The sequence below is a fragment of the Streptomyces sp. 71268 genome (assembly GCF_029392895.1).
In the GTDB taxonomy this organism is placed as follows: domain Bacteria; phylum Actinomycetota; class Actinomycetes; order Streptomycetales; family Streptomycetaceae; genus Streptomyces.
The window spans coordinates 6894536-6910726 of record NZ_CP114200.1 but is presented as its reverse complement, the minus strand read 5'-3'; the positions used below and the strand labels follow the sequence as shown (position 1 = coordinate 6910726).

The 16191-nt window shown below is 71.4% G+C and carries 7 protein-coding genes, 2 rRNA genes and 3 pseudogenes; 4 read left to right on the top strand and 8 right to left on the bottom strand.

Going from position 1 to position 16191, the window contains the following annotated elements; genetic code table 11:
- Positions 1-60 precede the first annotated feature (60 nt).
- Together OYE22_RS27620 and OYE22_RS27615 are read right to left on the bottom strand one after the other, a co-directional pair.
- Entirely contained in the window at positions 61-1080 is a 1020-nt protein-coding gene (locus OYE22_RS27620; RefSeq protein ID WP_277324348.1) for an iron chelate uptake ABC transporter family permease subunit, read from the bottom strand.
- 170 nt (positions 1081-1250) lie between these two features.
- Positions 1251-2291 carry an iron chelate uptake ABC transporter family permease subunit gene (locus tag OYE22_RS27615; RefSeq protein WP_277324347.1) on the bottom strand — a complete coding sequence of 347 codons (1041 nt, stop codon included), beginning with the start codon at positions 2289-2291 and terminating at the stop codon, positions 1251-1253.
- A 330-nt stretch (positions 2292-2621) separates the two neighbouring features.
- On the opposite strand from OYE22_RS27615, the gene OYE22_RS27610 reads away from it, so the two are divergent.
- Both OYE22_RS27610 and OYE22_RS27605 read left to right on the top strand, forming a co-directional pair.
- A complete protein-coding gene (locus tag OYE22_RS27610; RefSeq protein WP_277322916.1) occupies positions 2622-3677 on the top strand; it encodes an ABC transporter substrate-binding protein in 1056 nt (351 codons plus the stop codon).
- Positions 3678-3947: 270 nt separating this feature from the next.
- On the top strand, positions 3948-4883 hold the full coding sequence (locus OYE22_RS27605) for a siderophore-interacting protein (RefSeq protein ID WP_277322915.1): 936 nt from the start codon (positions 3948-3950) through the stop codon (positions 4881-4883).
- 255 nt (positions 4884-5138) lie between these two features.
- Here OYE22_RS27605 and OYE22_RS27600 read toward each other — a convergent pair.
- Positions 5139-6113, bottom strand: a pseudogene (locus OYE22_RS27600) (HAD hydrolase-like protein); the annotation flags it as partial.
- Positions 6114-6191: 78 nt separating this feature from the next.
- Here OYE22_RS27600 and OYE22_RS27595 point away from each other — a divergent pair.
- Positions 6192-7550, top strand: a complete 1359-nt coding sequence (locus OYE22_RS27595) for a DUF1015 domain-containing protein (RefSeq protein WP_277322914.1) — start codon at positions 6192-6194, stop codon at positions 7548-7550.
- Positions 7551-7637: 87 nt separating this feature from the next.
- On the opposite strand, the gene OYE22_RS27590 is transcribed toward OYE22_RS27595, so the two are convergent.
- Positions 7638-8264, bottom strand: a complete 627-nt coding sequence (locus OYE22_RS27590) for a TetR/AcrR family transcriptional regulator (protein ID WP_277322913.1) — start codon at positions 8262-8264, stop codon at positions 7638-7640.
- A 130-nt stretch (positions 8265-8394) separates the two neighbouring features.
- Between OYE22_RS27590 and OYE22_RS27585 the strand changes: the two genes are divergently transcribed.
- A complete protein-coding gene (locus OYE22_RS27585; RefSeq protein WP_277322912.1) occupies positions 8395-9846 on the top strand; it encodes an amidase in 1452 nt (483 codons plus the stop codon).
- 371 nt (positions 9847-10217) lie between these two features.
- On the opposite strand, the pseudogene OYE22_RS27580 reads toward OYE22_RS27585, so the two are convergent.
- The 4 genes and pseudogenes from OYE22_RS27580 to OYE22_RS27565 all read right to left on the bottom strand — a co-directional run.
- Positions 10218-11003, bottom strand: a pseudogene (locus OYE22_RS27580) (hypothetical protein); the annotation flags it as partial.
- Positions 11004-11636: 633 nt separating this feature from the next.
- A pseudogene (locus OYE22_RS33500) lies at positions 11637-12383 on the bottom strand (hypothetical protein); the annotation flags it as partial.
- Between the two features lie 129 nt (positions 12384-12512).
- Positions 12513-12629: ribosomal RNA gene (gene rrf, locus OYE22_RS27570) — 5S ribosomal RNA — on the bottom strand.
- 132 nt (positions 12630-12761) lie between these two features.
- A 23S ribosomal RNA gene (locus tag OYE22_RS27565) occupies positions 12762-15888 on the bottom strand.
- Positions 15889-16191 lie beyond the last annotated feature (303 nt).

Below are 16191 nucleotides of genomic sequence, written 5' to 3'. Positions count from 1 at the left end.
TGCTCGCGGCGCGGCCGGGGCCGCCCGGGTCGCCGGGCGCCCGCGCGCCCCCGCCGCCCCTCATACCCGGCCCGCCCGGCGCTCGGCCACCAGCAGCCACAGCAGGTACGTGCCGCCGAGCACCCCGGTGAGCACGCCGACCGGAAGCTGGTCGGCGCCGAACGCCCGTTGCGTGCCCCAGTCGGCCGTGACCAGCAGGGCCGCCCCCATGCAGGCGGCGGGCAGCAGGTTGGGGCCCGGCGACCGGGTCAGCCGGCGGGCCAGTTGCGGCGAGGTCAGCGCGACGAAGGCGACCGGGCCAGCGGCAGCGGTCGCGGCGGCGGTGAGCAGCACGGCGGCCAGCAGCATCACCAGCCGGGTGCGCTCGACGCGTACCCCGAGGGCGTACGCGCTGTCGTCGCCCAGCTCCAGCATCCGTAGGGCCCGGGCGTGGCCGACGACCACCGGCGCGAGCACGGCGCACACCGCGAGCAGCGGCCAGACCTGGTCCCAGTCGCGGCCGTTGAGCGAGCCGGTGAGCCAGACGACGGCGCGCGCGGCGTCCACCAGCTCCGCCTTGGTGAGCAGATAGCCGTTGACCGCGCTGAGCATGGCCGCGGCGCCGATGCCGACCAGCACCAGCCGGTAGCCCTGGACGCCCCGCCGCCAGGCCAGCGCGTACACGGCCAGGCCGGTGAGCAGCCCGCCGAGCACGGCGCCGGCGGCGACCTGGGCGCTGGTGCCCTGGAAGAGCACGATCACGGTGAGCGCGCCGGCCGCCGAGCCCTGGCCGAAGCCGATGACGTCCGGGCTGCCCAGCGGGTTGCGCGCCAGGCTCTGGAAGACGGCGCCGGCGAGGCCGAGCGCGGCGCCGACCAGCAGCGCCACCAGCACGCGGGGCAGCCGCAGTTCGCGCACGACGTAGTCCTGGGCGACGGTGCCGTCGCCCAGCAGGGCGCGCACCGCGTCGGCGAAGCCGATGGGGTAGCCGCCGGTGCCGATCAGCACCACGCCCATGGCCAGAGCGAGCGTCGTCAGCGCCAGCCCGACCAGGCCCGCCCGCACGTCCACCCGGACCGAGAGGCCGCCCCGGGCGCGCAGCGTGAGGCTCCGGCGGCGGCCGCGCCCGGCCGACCCGCCGTCAGGGCGCGCTCCGGCGGCCGGCGTACGGGCCGGGGCCGGTGCGCCCGGAGCGGCACCGCCGGGGCGCGGCTTCGCGCCGCCGGGGGGCTGGTCGGCGGTGGTGCGGGCGGTGGACTGGTCGTCGGCGGTCACAGGTGGGCCAGCCTTCGGCGGCGTACGAGGTAGATGAAGGCGGGGCCGCCGACGAGGGTGGTGACGACGCCGACCTGGAGTTCGCCGGGCCGGGCGACGACGCGCCCGAGGATGTCGGCGCCCAGCAGCAGGACGGGCGCGAGCACGGCCGCGTACGCCAGTGTCCAGCGCACGTCGGGGCCGGTGAGCGCGCGGACCAGGTGCGGCACGAGGAGGCCGACGAAGGCGATCGGGCCGCAGGCCGCGGTGGCCGCGCCGCACAGCAGGGTGATGGCGAGCACGGCCAGGACCCGGGTGCGGTTCAGCCGCGCGCCCAGGGCGCGGGCCGCGTCGTCGCCCAGCGCGACGGCGTTCAGGGGCCGGCCCAGGGCGAGCGCGAGCAGGGCGCCGGTCGCCAGGAAGGGCGCCACCCGCGTGAGCACGTCCTCGTTGGCGGCGGCGAGTGAGCCGACCGTCCAGAAGCGCATCGTGTCCAGGGCGACCGAGTCCAGGAGCTGTACGGCCTGGACGTACCCGAAGAGGGCGGCGGAGACCGCGGTACCGGCGAGCGCGAGCCGCACCGGCGTCGCGCCACGGCTGCCGCCGAGCGCGTACACGAGCACGGAGACGACCGCGGCGCCCAGGAACGCGAACCAGACGTACCCGGTCGGCGAGGTGACGCCGAGGAAGCTGATGGCGGAGACGACGGCGGCGCTGGCGCCGGCGTTGACGCCGAGGATGCCCGGTTCGGCCAGCGGGTTGCGGGTCAGAGCCTGCATCACCGCGCCGGCCAGCCCGAGACCGGCGCCCACCAGCAGGCCGAGCAGCGTGCGCGGCAGCCGCACGTCGCGGACCACGACGTCGGCGTCGGTTCCCGAGTAGTTGGTGAGGCCGTGCCACACCTCGCCGAGCGCGAGCGGCTTGGCGCCGACGGCGACGCTGGCCGCCAACACGAGCAGCAGCACGCCGAGCGCGGCGACCAGTCCGGCCGCCCGGGCCGCACGCCGGCGGGGCGGGGGCTCGGGAGTCTCCGCCCCCGCCGGCGCCGCGGCCGTCACGGGGCTCACCACGGTCACGCGGAACTCCACCTCTTGGGACAACGGGGCGACCAGACCCGCCACCCCACATAAGGTTAGGTTAGCCTAACCCTCGTTTGGCGTACGTTGTCGAGCCGCGTACGCCGCGCCCCGGCCCCGACCCGCACCAGCCCGGCTCCCCCAACTCGCCCCGGCCACACCGAACGCCACGCCTACAAGCCGTCCCGCGCCCCCACCGAAGAACCCGCCCGTCGCCCCGCGCGGCCCCGCATCGCCCCCGGCCAGCCCCGGAGCGGCCCCGGTGCGCCGCACGCGCCCGGCGCACCGCCCGCGACCGGCCAGAGGAGCCCCATGACCCCGCCCCGCACCGCACCGCCGATGTCCCGCCGTGGCCTGCTCGCCCTCGGCGGCGCGCTCGGCGCCGGCGCCCTGCTCGCCGCCTGCGGCGAGGACGACAAGGGCTCCGGGAGCCGCGCCGGCGGCCCGTCGGGCTCCGGAGGCCAGCGCGGCCCGTGGACCTTCAGGGACGACCGTGGCGTCACCGCCAGGGCCGAGCGGACACCGAGGAACATCGTCGCCTACGTCGGCACCGCCGCCGCCCTGCACGACTTCGGCGTGGAGTGCGTCGGCGTCTTCGGCCCGACTAAGCGCGAGGACGGCAGGCCGGAGATGCTCGCCGGCGAACTCGATGTCGACAAGACGACCGTCGTCGGCGACACCTGGGGCGAGTTCAGCATCGAGAAGTACGCGGCCCTCCAGCCGGACCTGCTGGTCACCAACATGTACGCCAAGGACGACCTGTGGTTCGTCCCGGAGAACAGCCGCGAGAAGATCCTCGACCTGTCCCCCAACGTCGTCGGCCTCGCCGCCTCCCACACCTCGCTGCCCGCCGTCGTCCAGCGGTACGCGGCGCTCGCCGCGTCGCTCGGCGCCGACCTGGGGTCGCGCCGGGTCACCGACGCCAAGGCCCGCTTCGGGCGCGCCTCCGAGAGCCTGCGCCAGGCCGCCGGGGAACGGCGCGGCCTGCGGGTCCTCGCCGTCTCCGCCAGCAACGACCTCCTCTACGTCGCCGACCCCAAGGTGTACGCCGACCTCACCTACTTCAAGGAGTTGGGCGTCGAACTCGTCACGCCTGACAAGGTCAGCGGCCAGGGCTTCTTCGAGAACTTGAGCTGGGAGAACGCCGACGCCTACGACGCCGACCTGATCCTCCTGGACAACCGGGGCCAGTCCCTCCAACCGACCGACCTGAAGGCCAAGCCCACCTGGCGGCGACTGCCCGCGGTCAGGGCCGGCCAGGTCGTCCCGTGGGCCTACGAACCGCGCCTCTCCCACGCCGGCTTCGCACCCCACCTGGAGGCGCTGGCCAAGGCCGTACGGGAGGCCAGGGAGGTCAAGGGCGGCTGAGGCACCCGAGCACCACGGCCCGGGCGACCCGCCGCAGGCCCGCGGCCCTCACCACAGCCGCCGCGACCGCCGAAGGCACGACACGCACGGGCACGCACCACACAGGACACGCAGGACACTCACGCACGCCCCACGCACCACACGCGGAACGCACAGCACGCGGCACGCAGACGCAGACGCACCCACGCAGGACGCACACACGCAGCACGCGGCACCCAGCACCGCCTGCCCGCAGGCAGCAGCCCCACCCCATGACCGAAGGGAACCACCATGGCGAACACGCCCTACAGCTTCTTTGACCTGCGGGTCGTCCGGGCCGAGCGGTTGAGCCCCAGCTTCGTGCGCGTCACCTTCGGCGGTCCGGAGCTGGCCTCCTTCGTCAACGGAGGACGGGACCAGCGGCTCAAGATCTTCCTGCCGCAGCCGGGCCAGGAGGCCCCGGTGGTGCCGCGCTCCGCCGACCTGTCCTGGTACCCGGAGTGGCGCGCGATGGACCCGGCCGTACGCGGCGTCATGCGCACCTACACCGTCCGCGAACACCGCCGCGACCCGCACGAGGTGGACATCGACTTCGCGCTCCACGGCGACACCGGCCCGGCCTCCCGCTGGGCCGCCACCGCGGCCCCCGGCGACCGGGTGACGCTCCTCGGCCCGACCGCCGAGGAGAACGGCGGCGTCGACTTCCAGCCCCCCGGCCTCGGCGGCGTCCCCGCGTCCGACGCGCGCGGCAACCCGCTGCCGGCCACCACCTGGGTGCTGATCACGGCGGACGAGACGGCGCTGCCCGCCGTGGCCAGCACCCTCGCCTGGCTGCCGGCCGGCACGCCCGCCAGGGTGTGGATCGAGGTCCAGCACGCCGAGGACCGCCAGGCCCTCCCGACCAAGGCCGACGCGGACGTCACCTGGCTCGTGCGCGACGAGACCCCCGCGCCCGAACCGGCCACCTCCGGCGCCCCGCTCACGCACGGCCAGCGCACGCTGGACGCGGTGCGCGCCGCCGAGCTGCCCGACGGCACCCCGTACGCCTGGATCGCCGGCGAGTCCAGCACCGTTCGCGCGCTGCGCCGCCACCTGGTCGGCGAGCGCGGCTTCGACCGCAAGGCGGTCAAGTTCACCGGCTACTGGCGGCAGGGCACCAGCGAGGACCAACTCCTCGACCAGGAGGCCGTCGAGGCCGACGAGGCCGAGGACGCCGCGAACGAGTAGGACGAGCCCACCGCCCGAGCGGCGGGTCGGCCCCGGACCCGCCGGTCCGCGACCGCCCCGCCGCCTCTCCCCGGTACCGCCGCCCCAGGGCCCCGGCGCGCCCGGCCCGGCCTCAGTACGCGGCGTCGCTCACAGGCCCAGCTTCGCCAGCGCCTTGTCGGCGTTGATCCGGTCGCCGTCCCGGTGGGCCGCGCTCAGCCCCGGCCCGGCCCCGCCCGCGCGCCTGACCGGCTCGCCGGTGCGCTCGCGCTCCGCGTCGCCCGCGGTCCAAGTCGCCGCGCACAGCGCCCGCAGCCCGTCCAGCGGGTCGCCCGCGCCGTCGATCTCCGCCCGCGCGTCCCGTACCCGGGCGGTCCAGCCGCCACAGGCGAACCCCTCGCCGGCGGCCCGCACCTCGGGGTGTGCCGTCAGCATCCCGCGCAGGTCGGCGGCGACGAACGTCGGCCGGTGCACGGGCTCGGCGGCCAGGAGTTGCGCCGCGTCGGTCACCCCGGTCAGCACGAGCAGGGAGTCCACGCCCCCGCCGTTGGCCCCCTCGATGTCGGTGTCCAACCGGTCGCCGACGACCAGCGGCTGCTTGGCCCCGGTGCGCAGGATGGTCTCCCGGTGCATCGGCGGCTGCGGCTTGCCCGCGACCTGCGGTGCCCCGCCGGCGACGAACCGTACGACCTCCACCGCCGCGCCGTTGCCGGGCGCGATGCCCCGGGCGGTGGGGATGGTCAGGTCGGTGTTGGAGGCGAACCACGGCACACCGCGCGCGACCGCGTACCCCGCCTCCATCAGCCGCTCCCACGGCTGCTGCGGCCCGCCGTACCCCTGGACCACCGCCGCGATGTCCGCGTCGGCCGAGTCCACCGGCACCAGGCCGCGCTCGCGCAGCGCCACCCGGAGCCCCTCGCCGCCGATGGCCAGCACCTGCGCGCCGGGCGGCACCTGCTCGGAGATGAGCCGGGCCACCGCCTGCGCCGAGTTGATGACGTCGTCGGGCCGCGCGGGCGCGCCCAGGCTGGTCAGGTGCTCGGCAACGGTCTGCGGGGTACGCAGCGCGTTGTTGGTGACGTACGCCAGGTGCATCCCCGCCGCCCGAGCGACGTCCAGCGACTCCACCGCGTGCGCGATGGCCTCACCCCCCGCGTACACGACCCCGTCCAGGTCGAGGAGTGCGGTGTCATACGCCTCGTGTAGCGGTCGCGCACTGTCGCCAGGTCGAGTACGAGTGCTCTCGCTCATGGGGTCGTCGCTCCTCATAGGCTCATATGTTTGTCCCCCGATCATCGCGCATCCTGTGGAGCGGCATAGCATTCCCCAATGAGCACTCCAGGACCTGTCGGGCAAGGTCTTCAGCTCGCCCCGTTCCGTGGCCTGCGGTACGCCTCGGAGCGAGTCAGCAGCCTTGCCGCCGTCACCTCGCCGCCCTACGACGTCGTCGTGCGGCCGGACGGTCTGCGGCATCTGGAGACGGCCGACCCGTACAACATCGTCCGCCTGATCCTTCCGCAGACCGGGGAGCCCACCGCCCGCCACCAGCAGGCCGCGCAGACGCTGCGCCGCTGGCAGGCGGAGGGCGTGCTGACCCCCGATCCGGAACCGGCGCTGTACGTCTACGAACAGCGCGACCAGGGGCTGCTCCAGCGCGGGCTGATCGGCGCCCTGCGGCTGAGCCCGCCGCGGGAGGGGGTCGTCCTCCCGCACGAGAACGTCATGCCGCACGTCGTCGAGGACCGCGCCGACCTGATGCGGGCGACCGCGGCCAACCTCGAACCCCTGCTGCTCTCCTACGACGGGCACGAGACCGACGCGCTCAACGGCGACGCGGGCCTGGCCCCGTCCGCCGACGGCCACGCCCCGGCGGCCGCGCCCGGCGCGAGCGCGGTGATCGACCGCGCGGTGCGCCGCCCGCCGCTGCTCGCCACGACCACCGAGGACGGGGTCGCCCACCGGCTGTGGCGGATCGCCGACCCGGCCGAGATCGCCGAGGCCGCCTCCGACCTGCGACAGCGCCAGGCCCTGATCGCCGACGGCCACCACCGCTGGGCCACCTACCTGCGGCTGCGGGACGAGCGGCGCGACCCCGGGCCCTGGGACTTCGGCCTGGTGCTGCTCGTGGACAGCGCCCGCTACCCGTTGCGGGTCCGCGCCATCCACCGGCTGCTGCGGCGGCTGTCCCCCGCCGACGCCCTCGCCGCCGTCGGGGACGCCTTCCGGGTCCGCCCCGTCGACGGCCCGCTGACCGCCGCTCTCGACGCCCTGGCCACGGCCCAGGACGAGGCCGAGCGGGCCGGCGCCGCGCGCAACGCCTTCCTGCTCGCGGGCGGTGGCCGCTTCCACCTCCTGGACCGGCCCGACCCGGCGCTGCTGGCGGCGGCCGTCCCACGGGACCGCCCGGAGGCGTGGCGCACGCTGGACGCGACGGTGCTGCACGCGCTGCTGCTCGACCGCGTCTGGCGGATCTCCGACGCCCCGGAGCACATCGGGTACATCCACGACGCCAACGCCGCCGTGGAACAGACGGAGCGACACGGCGGCACCGCCGTGCTGATGCGCCCCGTCGAGGAGGGCGTCGTACGCGACCTCGCGCGGCAGGGCGTGGCCATGCCGCACAAGTCCACGTCGTTCGGGCCCAAGCCCGCCACCGGCCTGGTCCTGCGCAGCCTCGAACTGGGCTGAGCCGGCCCGGCCCGACGACCGGTCAGCGCGCCGAACCGGCGCGCGGGCGCGGCCGGTTGCCCCGGTGCGGCCGGCGGTGCGCGGCCGTTAGCCGGCGGCCGGCCGGGAGGTGGCGAGCGGGGAGCGGTGGCGGTCCACGATCCCCTCGACGATCCGCAGCAGCCGCTCCCCCACCCGGTCGATGCTGCCGTTCTGCGTGCTGACCTGCGCGCCTTCGAGCGCGAACGTGATCTCGGCCGCGACCTGTTCGGGATCGGGCAACCCGGCCTCGGCACACATGCCCACCAGTCGGCGGGTCTGCCGGGCCTTGTGCTCCTCGATCACCTGCCGCGCGGGATGGGCCCGGTCGGGCAGCTCGGCCAGGGAGTTGATGAACGGGCAGCCCCGGTACGAGAGCGAGGGCAGCCCCTCGGCGATGAAGTGGGCCAGGCCCAGGATCTGCTCCCGGGGCCGGCCGGGATGCTCGGCCTCGACCCGGTCGAAGGCCGCCTGGTAGTCGGCGGCGACGATCCGCAGCCACTCGGCGACGAGCGCGTCCTTGGTCTCGAAGTGCCGGTAGATCGCCATCTTGGTGGTCTCGGCCCGCTCCGCGATCGCCTGCACCCCCACCCGCCGGATGCCCTCGCGCTGGAACAGCTCCTCGGCCGCGTCCAGGATGCGCTCCCGTGGCGGCAGCTTGGCCACCCTGCTCGGCCTGCTGCTGGTCGCTGCCATGACTGCTCCGTGACGTCGCTCCGGTGCGGGCCCCGCGCCACGCCCTGCTACGGTACCAGTCCGTCCCGAGCGATACCGAGCGGTATCACTTGGGCCGCGACGGTATCGTTCTGTCTGCTGGGAGTGTCCGATGAGAGTGACCGAGTATGTGACCTTCGACGCGGTCGGGCTCGCCGCCGCGATAGCCGACGGCGAGCTGACCCCCGCCGAGGTCGAAGCGGCCGCCCGCGAGGCCGCCGAGGCGGTCAATCCGCGGATCAACGCCGTCGTGGAGACCTGGGAGGCCGACGACCGGCCCCGCCCGGGGAGCGCCCCGCTGGCCGGCGTCCCCTTCCTGATCAAGGACATCGCGGTCACCATGGCCGGCAGACGCATGGAGCTGGGCAGCCGCCTGGCGGCCGGCCACGTCGCCGCCGCCGACTCCAGCCTGATGCGCCGCTTCCGCCGCGCCGGCCTCGTGACGTTCGGCCGCACGAGCACCCCGGAGCTGGCGTACAGCGGCACGACGGAACCCGCCCTCCACGGCGCCACCCGCAACCCCTGGGACCTGGAGCGCAGCGCCGGCGGGTCCAGCGGGGGCGCCGGCGCGGCCGTCGCCGCCGGGGTGGTCCCGATCGCCCACGCCACCGACGCCGCCGGCTCGATCCGCGTCCCCGCCGCGTACAACGGCCTCTTCGGCCTCAAGCCCACCCGCGGCCGGGTCTCGACGGGCCCGGCCTTCGACGAGATCTTCAACGGCCTGGCCGTACACGGCAGCGTCAGCCGCACCGTACGCGACAGCGCGGCCCTGCTCGACCGGATGCGCGGCCCGGAGCCCGGCGACCCCTACTCCGCCCCACAGCCCTCCCGGCCGTACGCGGAAGAGGTCACCCGCGACCCCGGCACGCTACGCGTCGGCGTCCTCACCCACGCCTGGGGCGGCCACCGCACCGCGCCGCCGGTGGCCGACGCGCTGGCCGGCACCGCGCGGCTGCTCACGTCCCTCGGTCACCGGGTGGAGGAGGTGACGGTCGACCTCGGGGTGGACTGGGAGGAGTTCCTGTTGGCCAGCGCCCGACAGTGGACGGCCAACCTCGCGGCCACGGTCGACGAACTGGCCGCCGCCACCGGCCGCCCCATCGACTCCTCGACCCTGGAGCCACCCACCCTGGCCAGCTACCACTACGGCCGACAGGTCACCGGCACCGAGTTCGTCACCGCCCTCGCGCTGCGCAACCGCCTCTCCCGCGCCTTGGCCGGGTACTTCGCCACCCACGACATCCTGCTCACCCCGACCCTGCCGGACCTCCCCGTGCCGCTGGGCACGTACGCCCGGGACGCCGAGGCCCTGGACGGCCTCGGCTGGCTCCGCCGGCTCTTCGACCTCGCCCCGTTCACCGCGGCCTTCAACGTGGCCGGCACCCCCGCCATGTCCGTGCCGGCGCCGCCCGACCCCGCGACGGGGCTCCCCATCGGCATGCAGTTCGCCGCCGACCACGGTCGCGAGGACCGCCTCTTCCGCCTCGCCGGCCAGCTCGAACAGGCCAGCCCGTGGGCCGACCGAACCCCCACGGTCTGGGCGGGGAACCCGCCGGGCCGCTGAGGGCCCGCGCGCCGGAACCTGAAGCCGGCGAGGCGCGCCCGCGCCACGGCTTCACGGCCCGCCCGCGCCACGAACGCCCGAGGGCGGAACCCGTGGTGGGTTCCGCCCTCGGGCGCACACGCGAACGATCAGACGTCGTCGGACCGCCGCTCCGCGGCCTCCTCGTCGGCGCCACGCGCCTCAGCGGAACCCGCACCCGGCGCGTCCTCACCCGCCACGACGCCACCATCGCGGTCACGGTCACCGTCAACACCGGCATCGGCATCGGCATCGGCATCGGTGCCACGGTCGGCGCTCTCCGTGCCGGCCGCCTCGGCCGCCTCGGCCGCTTCGGTCTCCTCGGCCGGTACGGGCTCGGGGTCGAGGTCCCCGGCACGCTCGCCGCTCACGTCGCCGGCCTCGTCGTCCACCTCGGCCGCGGCATCCCGCTCAGCGTCGTCCCGCTCCGGCGCGTCCTGCTCGGCGGCGTCGTACGACTCCCGGTCCCGCTCGGCCGGCTCGCCCGCCGCCTCGGCGTCCTCGCCCTCCAGGACGTCGACGAACTCCACGCCGTCGAGCTCCGCGAGCCGGTCCGAGGCGTCCGTGGTACCGCCCTGGTCCGCCTCCAGCGCCTTCGCGAACCACTCGCGCGCCTCGTCCGCGCGGTCGACCGCGAGCAGCGCGTCGGCGTACGCGTACCGCAGCCGCGCCGTCCACGGGTGGACGGCGGACGAGGCCAGCTCGGAGCTCTGCAACGTCACCACGGCGGCATCGGCCTGCCCCATGTCGCGGCGGGCGCCGGCCGCGACGAGCCGCATCTCCACCTGCCCGGCCCGGTCCAGCTTCTGCACCTCGGGCTCGCCGGCCATCGCCAACGCCCGCTCGGGCCGCCCCATGCCACGCTCGCAGTCGGCCATGACCGGCCACAGCTCGGCCGAGCCGGTCATCCGACGCGCGGTGCGGAACTCGGCCAGCGCCTCCGCGTACTTCCCGGTCGCGTACGAGGCGAACCCCGCCGCCTCCCGCACGGCCGCCACCCGCGAGGCCAGCCGCAGCGCGATCCGCGAGTACGCGTACGCCTGCTCCGGGTCCTCGTCCAGCAGCTTCGCCACCATGACCAGGTTCTTGGCCACGTCCTCGGCCAGGGTCTTCGGCAGGCTCATCAGCTCCTGCCGCACGCTCTTGTCGATCTCGTCGCCGGTCACCTCGGCCGGGATCGGCAGCCGCCGTACGGGCTCCCGCTCGCGGTCGTCCCGCCGCCCGCCGAAGCCACCCCGGTCGTCGCGCCGCCCGTGACCGCCACCGGCCCGGTCGTCCCGCCGCCCGTACGAGCCGCCCGCGCGGTCCCCGTCCCGGTACCGTCCGTAGCCGCCACCGCCGGAGCGCTCCTCCCGCCGCCCGTAGCCGCTGCCGCCACCACCGGCCCGGTCATCGCGCCGGCCGTAGCCACCACCAGAGCGCTCGTCACGGCGCGGGTACGCGCCGCCGGAACGGTCATCGCGCTGGCCGCCCCCGTGGCCGCCTCGGTCGAAGCCCTCCCGGCGGAAGCCGCCGCGCTGGTCGTCGCGGCGCGGTCCACGGTCGCGGTCGTCGCGACGGGGCCCACGGTCACGGTCGTCCGGACGCGGCCCACGCGGCCGATCATCACGCCCACGCGCGTCCCGGTCACGGTCCCGGTCATCGCGACGGAACGGCGGCCGGTCATCACGCCGCGCGAACCCGCCACCAGAACGCCCACCACGGTCGTCGTCCCGGTCCCGGCGGAAGCCACCGCGAGCACGGTCGTCGCCACGCTGCGGCCCACCACGGTCATCGCGCCGGTACCCGCCACGGTCGTCGTCCCGACGGAAGCCACCACGGTGGTCATCACGCCGGCCACCACGGTCATCGTCCCGGCGGAAACCACCACGGTCGTCGTCGCGCCGGAAGCCGCCACGGTTGTCGTCCCGGTCCCGGCGGAAGCCGCCACGGTCGCGGTCGTCACCGCGCTGCGACCCACCGCGATCGTCCCGGCGGTACCCACCGCGGTCGTCATCACGCCGGAAGCCACCACGGTCGTCATCCCGGCGGAAACCGCCACGGTTGTCGTCGCGCCGGAACCCCTCCCGAGCGCCGCCGCCCTCGCGCCGGAAGCCGCCGCGCTCGTCGTCCCGACGCGGGTCACGGCCACGGTCGTCGCGCCGCTGGTCCCCGCCCCGGGCGTCGCGACGGTCGTCGCGCCGGAACCCACCACGGTCGTCGTCCCGGCGGAAGCCGCCGCGCTGGTCGTCGCGACGGGACCCACGGTCACGGTCGTCCGGACGCGGCCCACGCGGCCGGTCGTCACGCCCACGCGCGTCCCGGTCACGGTCCCGGTCATCGCGACGGAACGGCGGCCGGTCATCACGCCGCGCGAACCCGCCTCCAGAACGCCCACCGCGGTCATCGTCCCGGCGCGGGCCGCCGCTCCCTCGGTCATCCCGCCGCGCACCGCCAGGGGCACGGAAATCCCGCCGGTCTCCGCCGTCCCGTCGGCGCGGCCCGCGATCCGATCGATCGTCGGGTGAGTTGGTGGACATCGGCGTGACTCCTGTCTTTGGGTACTGCGGTCATTCTCGCGCACCGGACTTGACGGCGCGCTTCGGGCAAAACAAAAAGGACCTGTGGTCCCAGCGTGAACGCTGGGACCACAGGTCCTGTCAAAGATTGTTCGGCGGCGTCCTACTCTCCCACAGGGTCCCCCCTGCAGTACCATCGGCGCTGAAAGGCTTAGCTTCCGGGTTCGGAATGTAACCGGGCGTTTCCCTAACGCAATAACCACCGAAACCCTTTTGGGTTCTAGCGAACAAGCACACTCTTCAATTGAGTAACTTAATGCCTTGAACAACAAGGTTATTAAGTGGTGCACCGGTGCGACTGTTCGCAGTCCGGGAACCACACAGTGAACGCGAGCAACTGAGGACAAGCCCTCGGCCTATTAGTACCAGTCAACTCCACCCCTTACGAGGCTTCCATATCTGGCCTATCAACCCAGTCGTCTACTGGGAGCCTTACCCCATCAAGTGGGTGGGAGCCCTCATCTCGAAGCAGGCTTCCCGCTTAGATGCTTTCAGCGGTTATCCCTCCCGAACGTAGCCAACCAGCCATGCCCTTGGCAGAACAACTGGCACACCAGAGGTTCGTCCGTCCCGGTCCTCTCGTACTAGGGACAGCCCTTCTCAAGACTCCTACGCGCACAGCGGATAGGGACCGAACTGTCTCACGACGTTCTAAACCCAGCTCGCGTACCGCTTTAATGGGCGAACAGCCCAACCCTTGGGACCGACTCCAGCCCCAGGATGCGACGAGCCGACATCGAGGTGCCAAACCATCCCGTCGATATGGACTCTTGGGGAAGATCAGCCTGTTATCCCCGGGGTACCTTTTATCCGTTGAGCGACGGCGCTTCCACAAGCCACCGCCGGATCACTAGTCCCGACTTTCGTCCCTGCTCGACCCGTCAGTCTCACAGTCAAGCTCCCTTGTGCACTTACACTCAACACCTGATTGCCAACCAGGCTGAGGGAACCTTTGGGCGCCTCCGTTACCCTTTAGGAGGCAACCGCCCCAGTTAAACTACCCACCAGACACTGTCCCTGATCCGGATCACGGACCCAGGTTAGACATCCAGCACGACCAGAGTGGTATTTCAACAACGACTCCACACACACTGGCGTGCATGCTTCACAGTCTCCCACCTATCCTACACAAGCCGAACCGAACACCAATATCAAGCTATAGTAAAGGTCCCGGGGTCTTTCCGTCCTGCTGCGCGAAACGAGCATCTTTACTCGTAATGCAATTTCACCGGGCCTATGGTTGAGACAGTCGAGAAGTCGTTACGCCATTCGTGCAGGTCGGAACTTACCCGACAAGGAATTTCGCTACCTTAGGATGGTTATAGTTACCACCGCCGTTTACTGGCGCTTAAGTTCTCAGCTTCGCCAACCCGAAAGTCAGCTAACCGGTCCCCTTAACGTTCCAGCACCGGGCAGGCGTCAGTCCGTATACATCGCCTTACGGCTTCGCACGGACCTGTGTTTTTAGTAAACAGTCGCTTCTCGCTGGTCTCTGCGGCCACCCCCAGCTCAAGGCGCAAAGCCCATCACCGGAAATGGCCCCCCTTCTCCCGAAGTTACGGGGGCATTTTGCCGAGTTCCTTAACCATAGTTCACCCGAACGCCTCGGTATTCTCTACCTGACCACCTGAGTCGGTTTAGGGTACGGGCCGCCATGAAACTCGCTAGAGGCTTTTCTCGACAGCATAGGATCATCCACTTCACCACAATCGGCTCGGCATCAGGTCTCACCCTCATATGCCATCCGGATTTACCTAGATGACGGGCTACACCCTTACCCCGGGACAACCACCGCCCGGGCTGGACTACCTTCCTGCGTCACCCCATCACTTACCTACTACCCCCTAGGGTCAGCGGCTCCACCACTCCCCTCAACTCCGAAGAGATCAGGGCGGCTTCACGGCCTTAGCATCAGAAGATTCAGTATTGGGCGCTTCAAAGCGGGTACCGGAATATCAACCGGTTGTCCATCGACTACGCCTGTCGGCCTCGCCTTAGGTCCCGACTTACCCTGGGCAGATCAGCTTGACCCAGGAACCCTTAGTCAATCGGCGCACACGTTTCCCACGTGTGAATCGCTACTCATGCCTGCATTCTCACTCGTGAACCATCCACAACTCGCTTACGCGGCTGCTTCACCCGGCACACGACGCTCCCCTACCCAACCCAACCTCCGTTAGGAGTACATGCTGGATTGACACGACTTCGGCGGTACGCTTGAGCCCCGCTACATTGTCGGCGCGGAATCACTTGACCAGTGAGCTATTACGCACTCTTTCAAGGGTGGCTGCTTCTAAGCCAACCTCCTGGTTGTCTCTGCGACTCCACATCCTTTCCCACTTAGCGTACGCTTAGGGGCCTTAGTCGATGCTCTGGGCTGTTTCCCTCTCGACCATGGAGCTTATCCCCCACAGTCTCACTGCCGCGCTCTCACTTACCGGCATTCGGAGTTTGGCTAAGGTCAGTAACCCGGTAGGGCCCATCGCCTATCCAGTGCTCTACCTCCGGCAAGAAACACACGACGCTGCACCTAAATGCATTTCGGGGAGAACCAGCTATCACGGAGTTTGATTGGCCTTTCACCCCTAACCACAGGTCATCCCCCAGGTTTTCAACCCTGGTGGGTTCGGTCCTCCACACGGTCTTACCCGCGCTTCAACCTGCCCATGGCTAGATCACTCCGCTTCGGGTCTTGAGCGTGCTACTCCAACGCCCTATTCGGACTCGCTTTCGCTACGGCTCCCCCACACGGGTTAACCTCGCAACACACCGCAAACTCGCAGGCTCATTCTTCAAAAGGCACGCAGTCACGACCACCAAGAACAAGTCTCGATGGCGACGCTCCCACGGCTTGTAGGCACACGGTTTCAGGTACTATTTCACTCCGCTCCCGCGGTACTTTTCACCATTCCCTCACGGTACTATCCGCTATCGGTCACCAGGGAATATTTAGGCTTAGCGGGTGGTCCCGCCAGATTCACACGGGATTTCTCGGGCCCCGTGCTACTTGGGAGTCGTACAAGCAAGCCATAGATGTTTCAGCTACGGGGGTCTTACCCTCTACGCCGGGCCTTTCGCATGCCCTTCGCCTACACCTACGGTTTCTGACTCACCCGACGACCGGCAGATCATCGAAGTACGATCCCACAACCCCAACCACGCAACCCCTGCCGGGTATCACACATGACTGGTTTAGCCTCATCCAGTTTCGCTCGCCACTACTCCCGGAATCACGGTTGTTTTCTCTTCCTGCGGGTACTGAGATGTTTCACTTCCCCGCGTTCCCTCCACATACCCTATATATTCAGGTACGGGTGACAGCCCATGACGACTGCCGGGTTTCCCCATTCGGACACCCCCGGATCAAAGCTCGGTTGACAGCTCCCCGGGGCCTATCGCGGCCTCCCACGTCCTTCATCGGTTCCTGGTGCCAAGGCATCCACCGTGCGCCCTTAAAAACTTGGCCACAGATGCTCGCGTTCACTGTGCAGTTCTCAAACAACGACCAGCCACCCGTCACACACCACAACCGTGATGCTGCACCGGGGCCGGCAACCGAAGACACAACCTCACGGCCGTACCCTCAGACACCCAACAGCGCGCCCAATCCTGACTCTCCACCACAGCACGCGTTCCACGCCTCAGAAGAGGCAGTACTAGCAAACCGTGCCAGATCGTCACGATCGAATAGTCAACGTTCCACCCATGAGCAACCAGCGTCGAACACTCGCCGACGAACTGGCTCTTGGACCACCAGGTAAGACCTGGC

Excerpts from the sequence above, each read along its gene's own strand:
- OYE22_RS27610 (WP_277322916.1), top strand. The coding sequence starts at position 2,622 with ATGACCCCGCCCCGCACCGCACCGCCGATGTCCCGCCGTGGCCTGCTC.
- OYE22_RS27595 (WP_277322914.1), top strand. The coding sequence starts at position 6,192 with ATGAGCACTCCAGGACCTGTCGGGCAAGGTCTTCAGCTCGCCCCGTTC.
- OYE22_RS27590 (WP_277322913.1), bottom strand. The coding sequence starts at position 8,264 with ATGGCAGCGACCAGCAGCAGGCCGAGCAGGGTGGCCAAGCTGCCGCCA.
- OYE22_RS27605 (WP_277322915.1), top strand. The coding sequence starts at position 3,948 with ATGGCGAACACGCCCTACAGCTTCTTTGACCTGCGGGTCGTCCGGGCC.
- OYE22_RS27585 (WP_277322912.1), top strand. The coding sequence starts at position 8,395 with ATGAGAGTGACCGAGTATGTGACCTTCGACGCGGTCGGGCTCGCCGCC.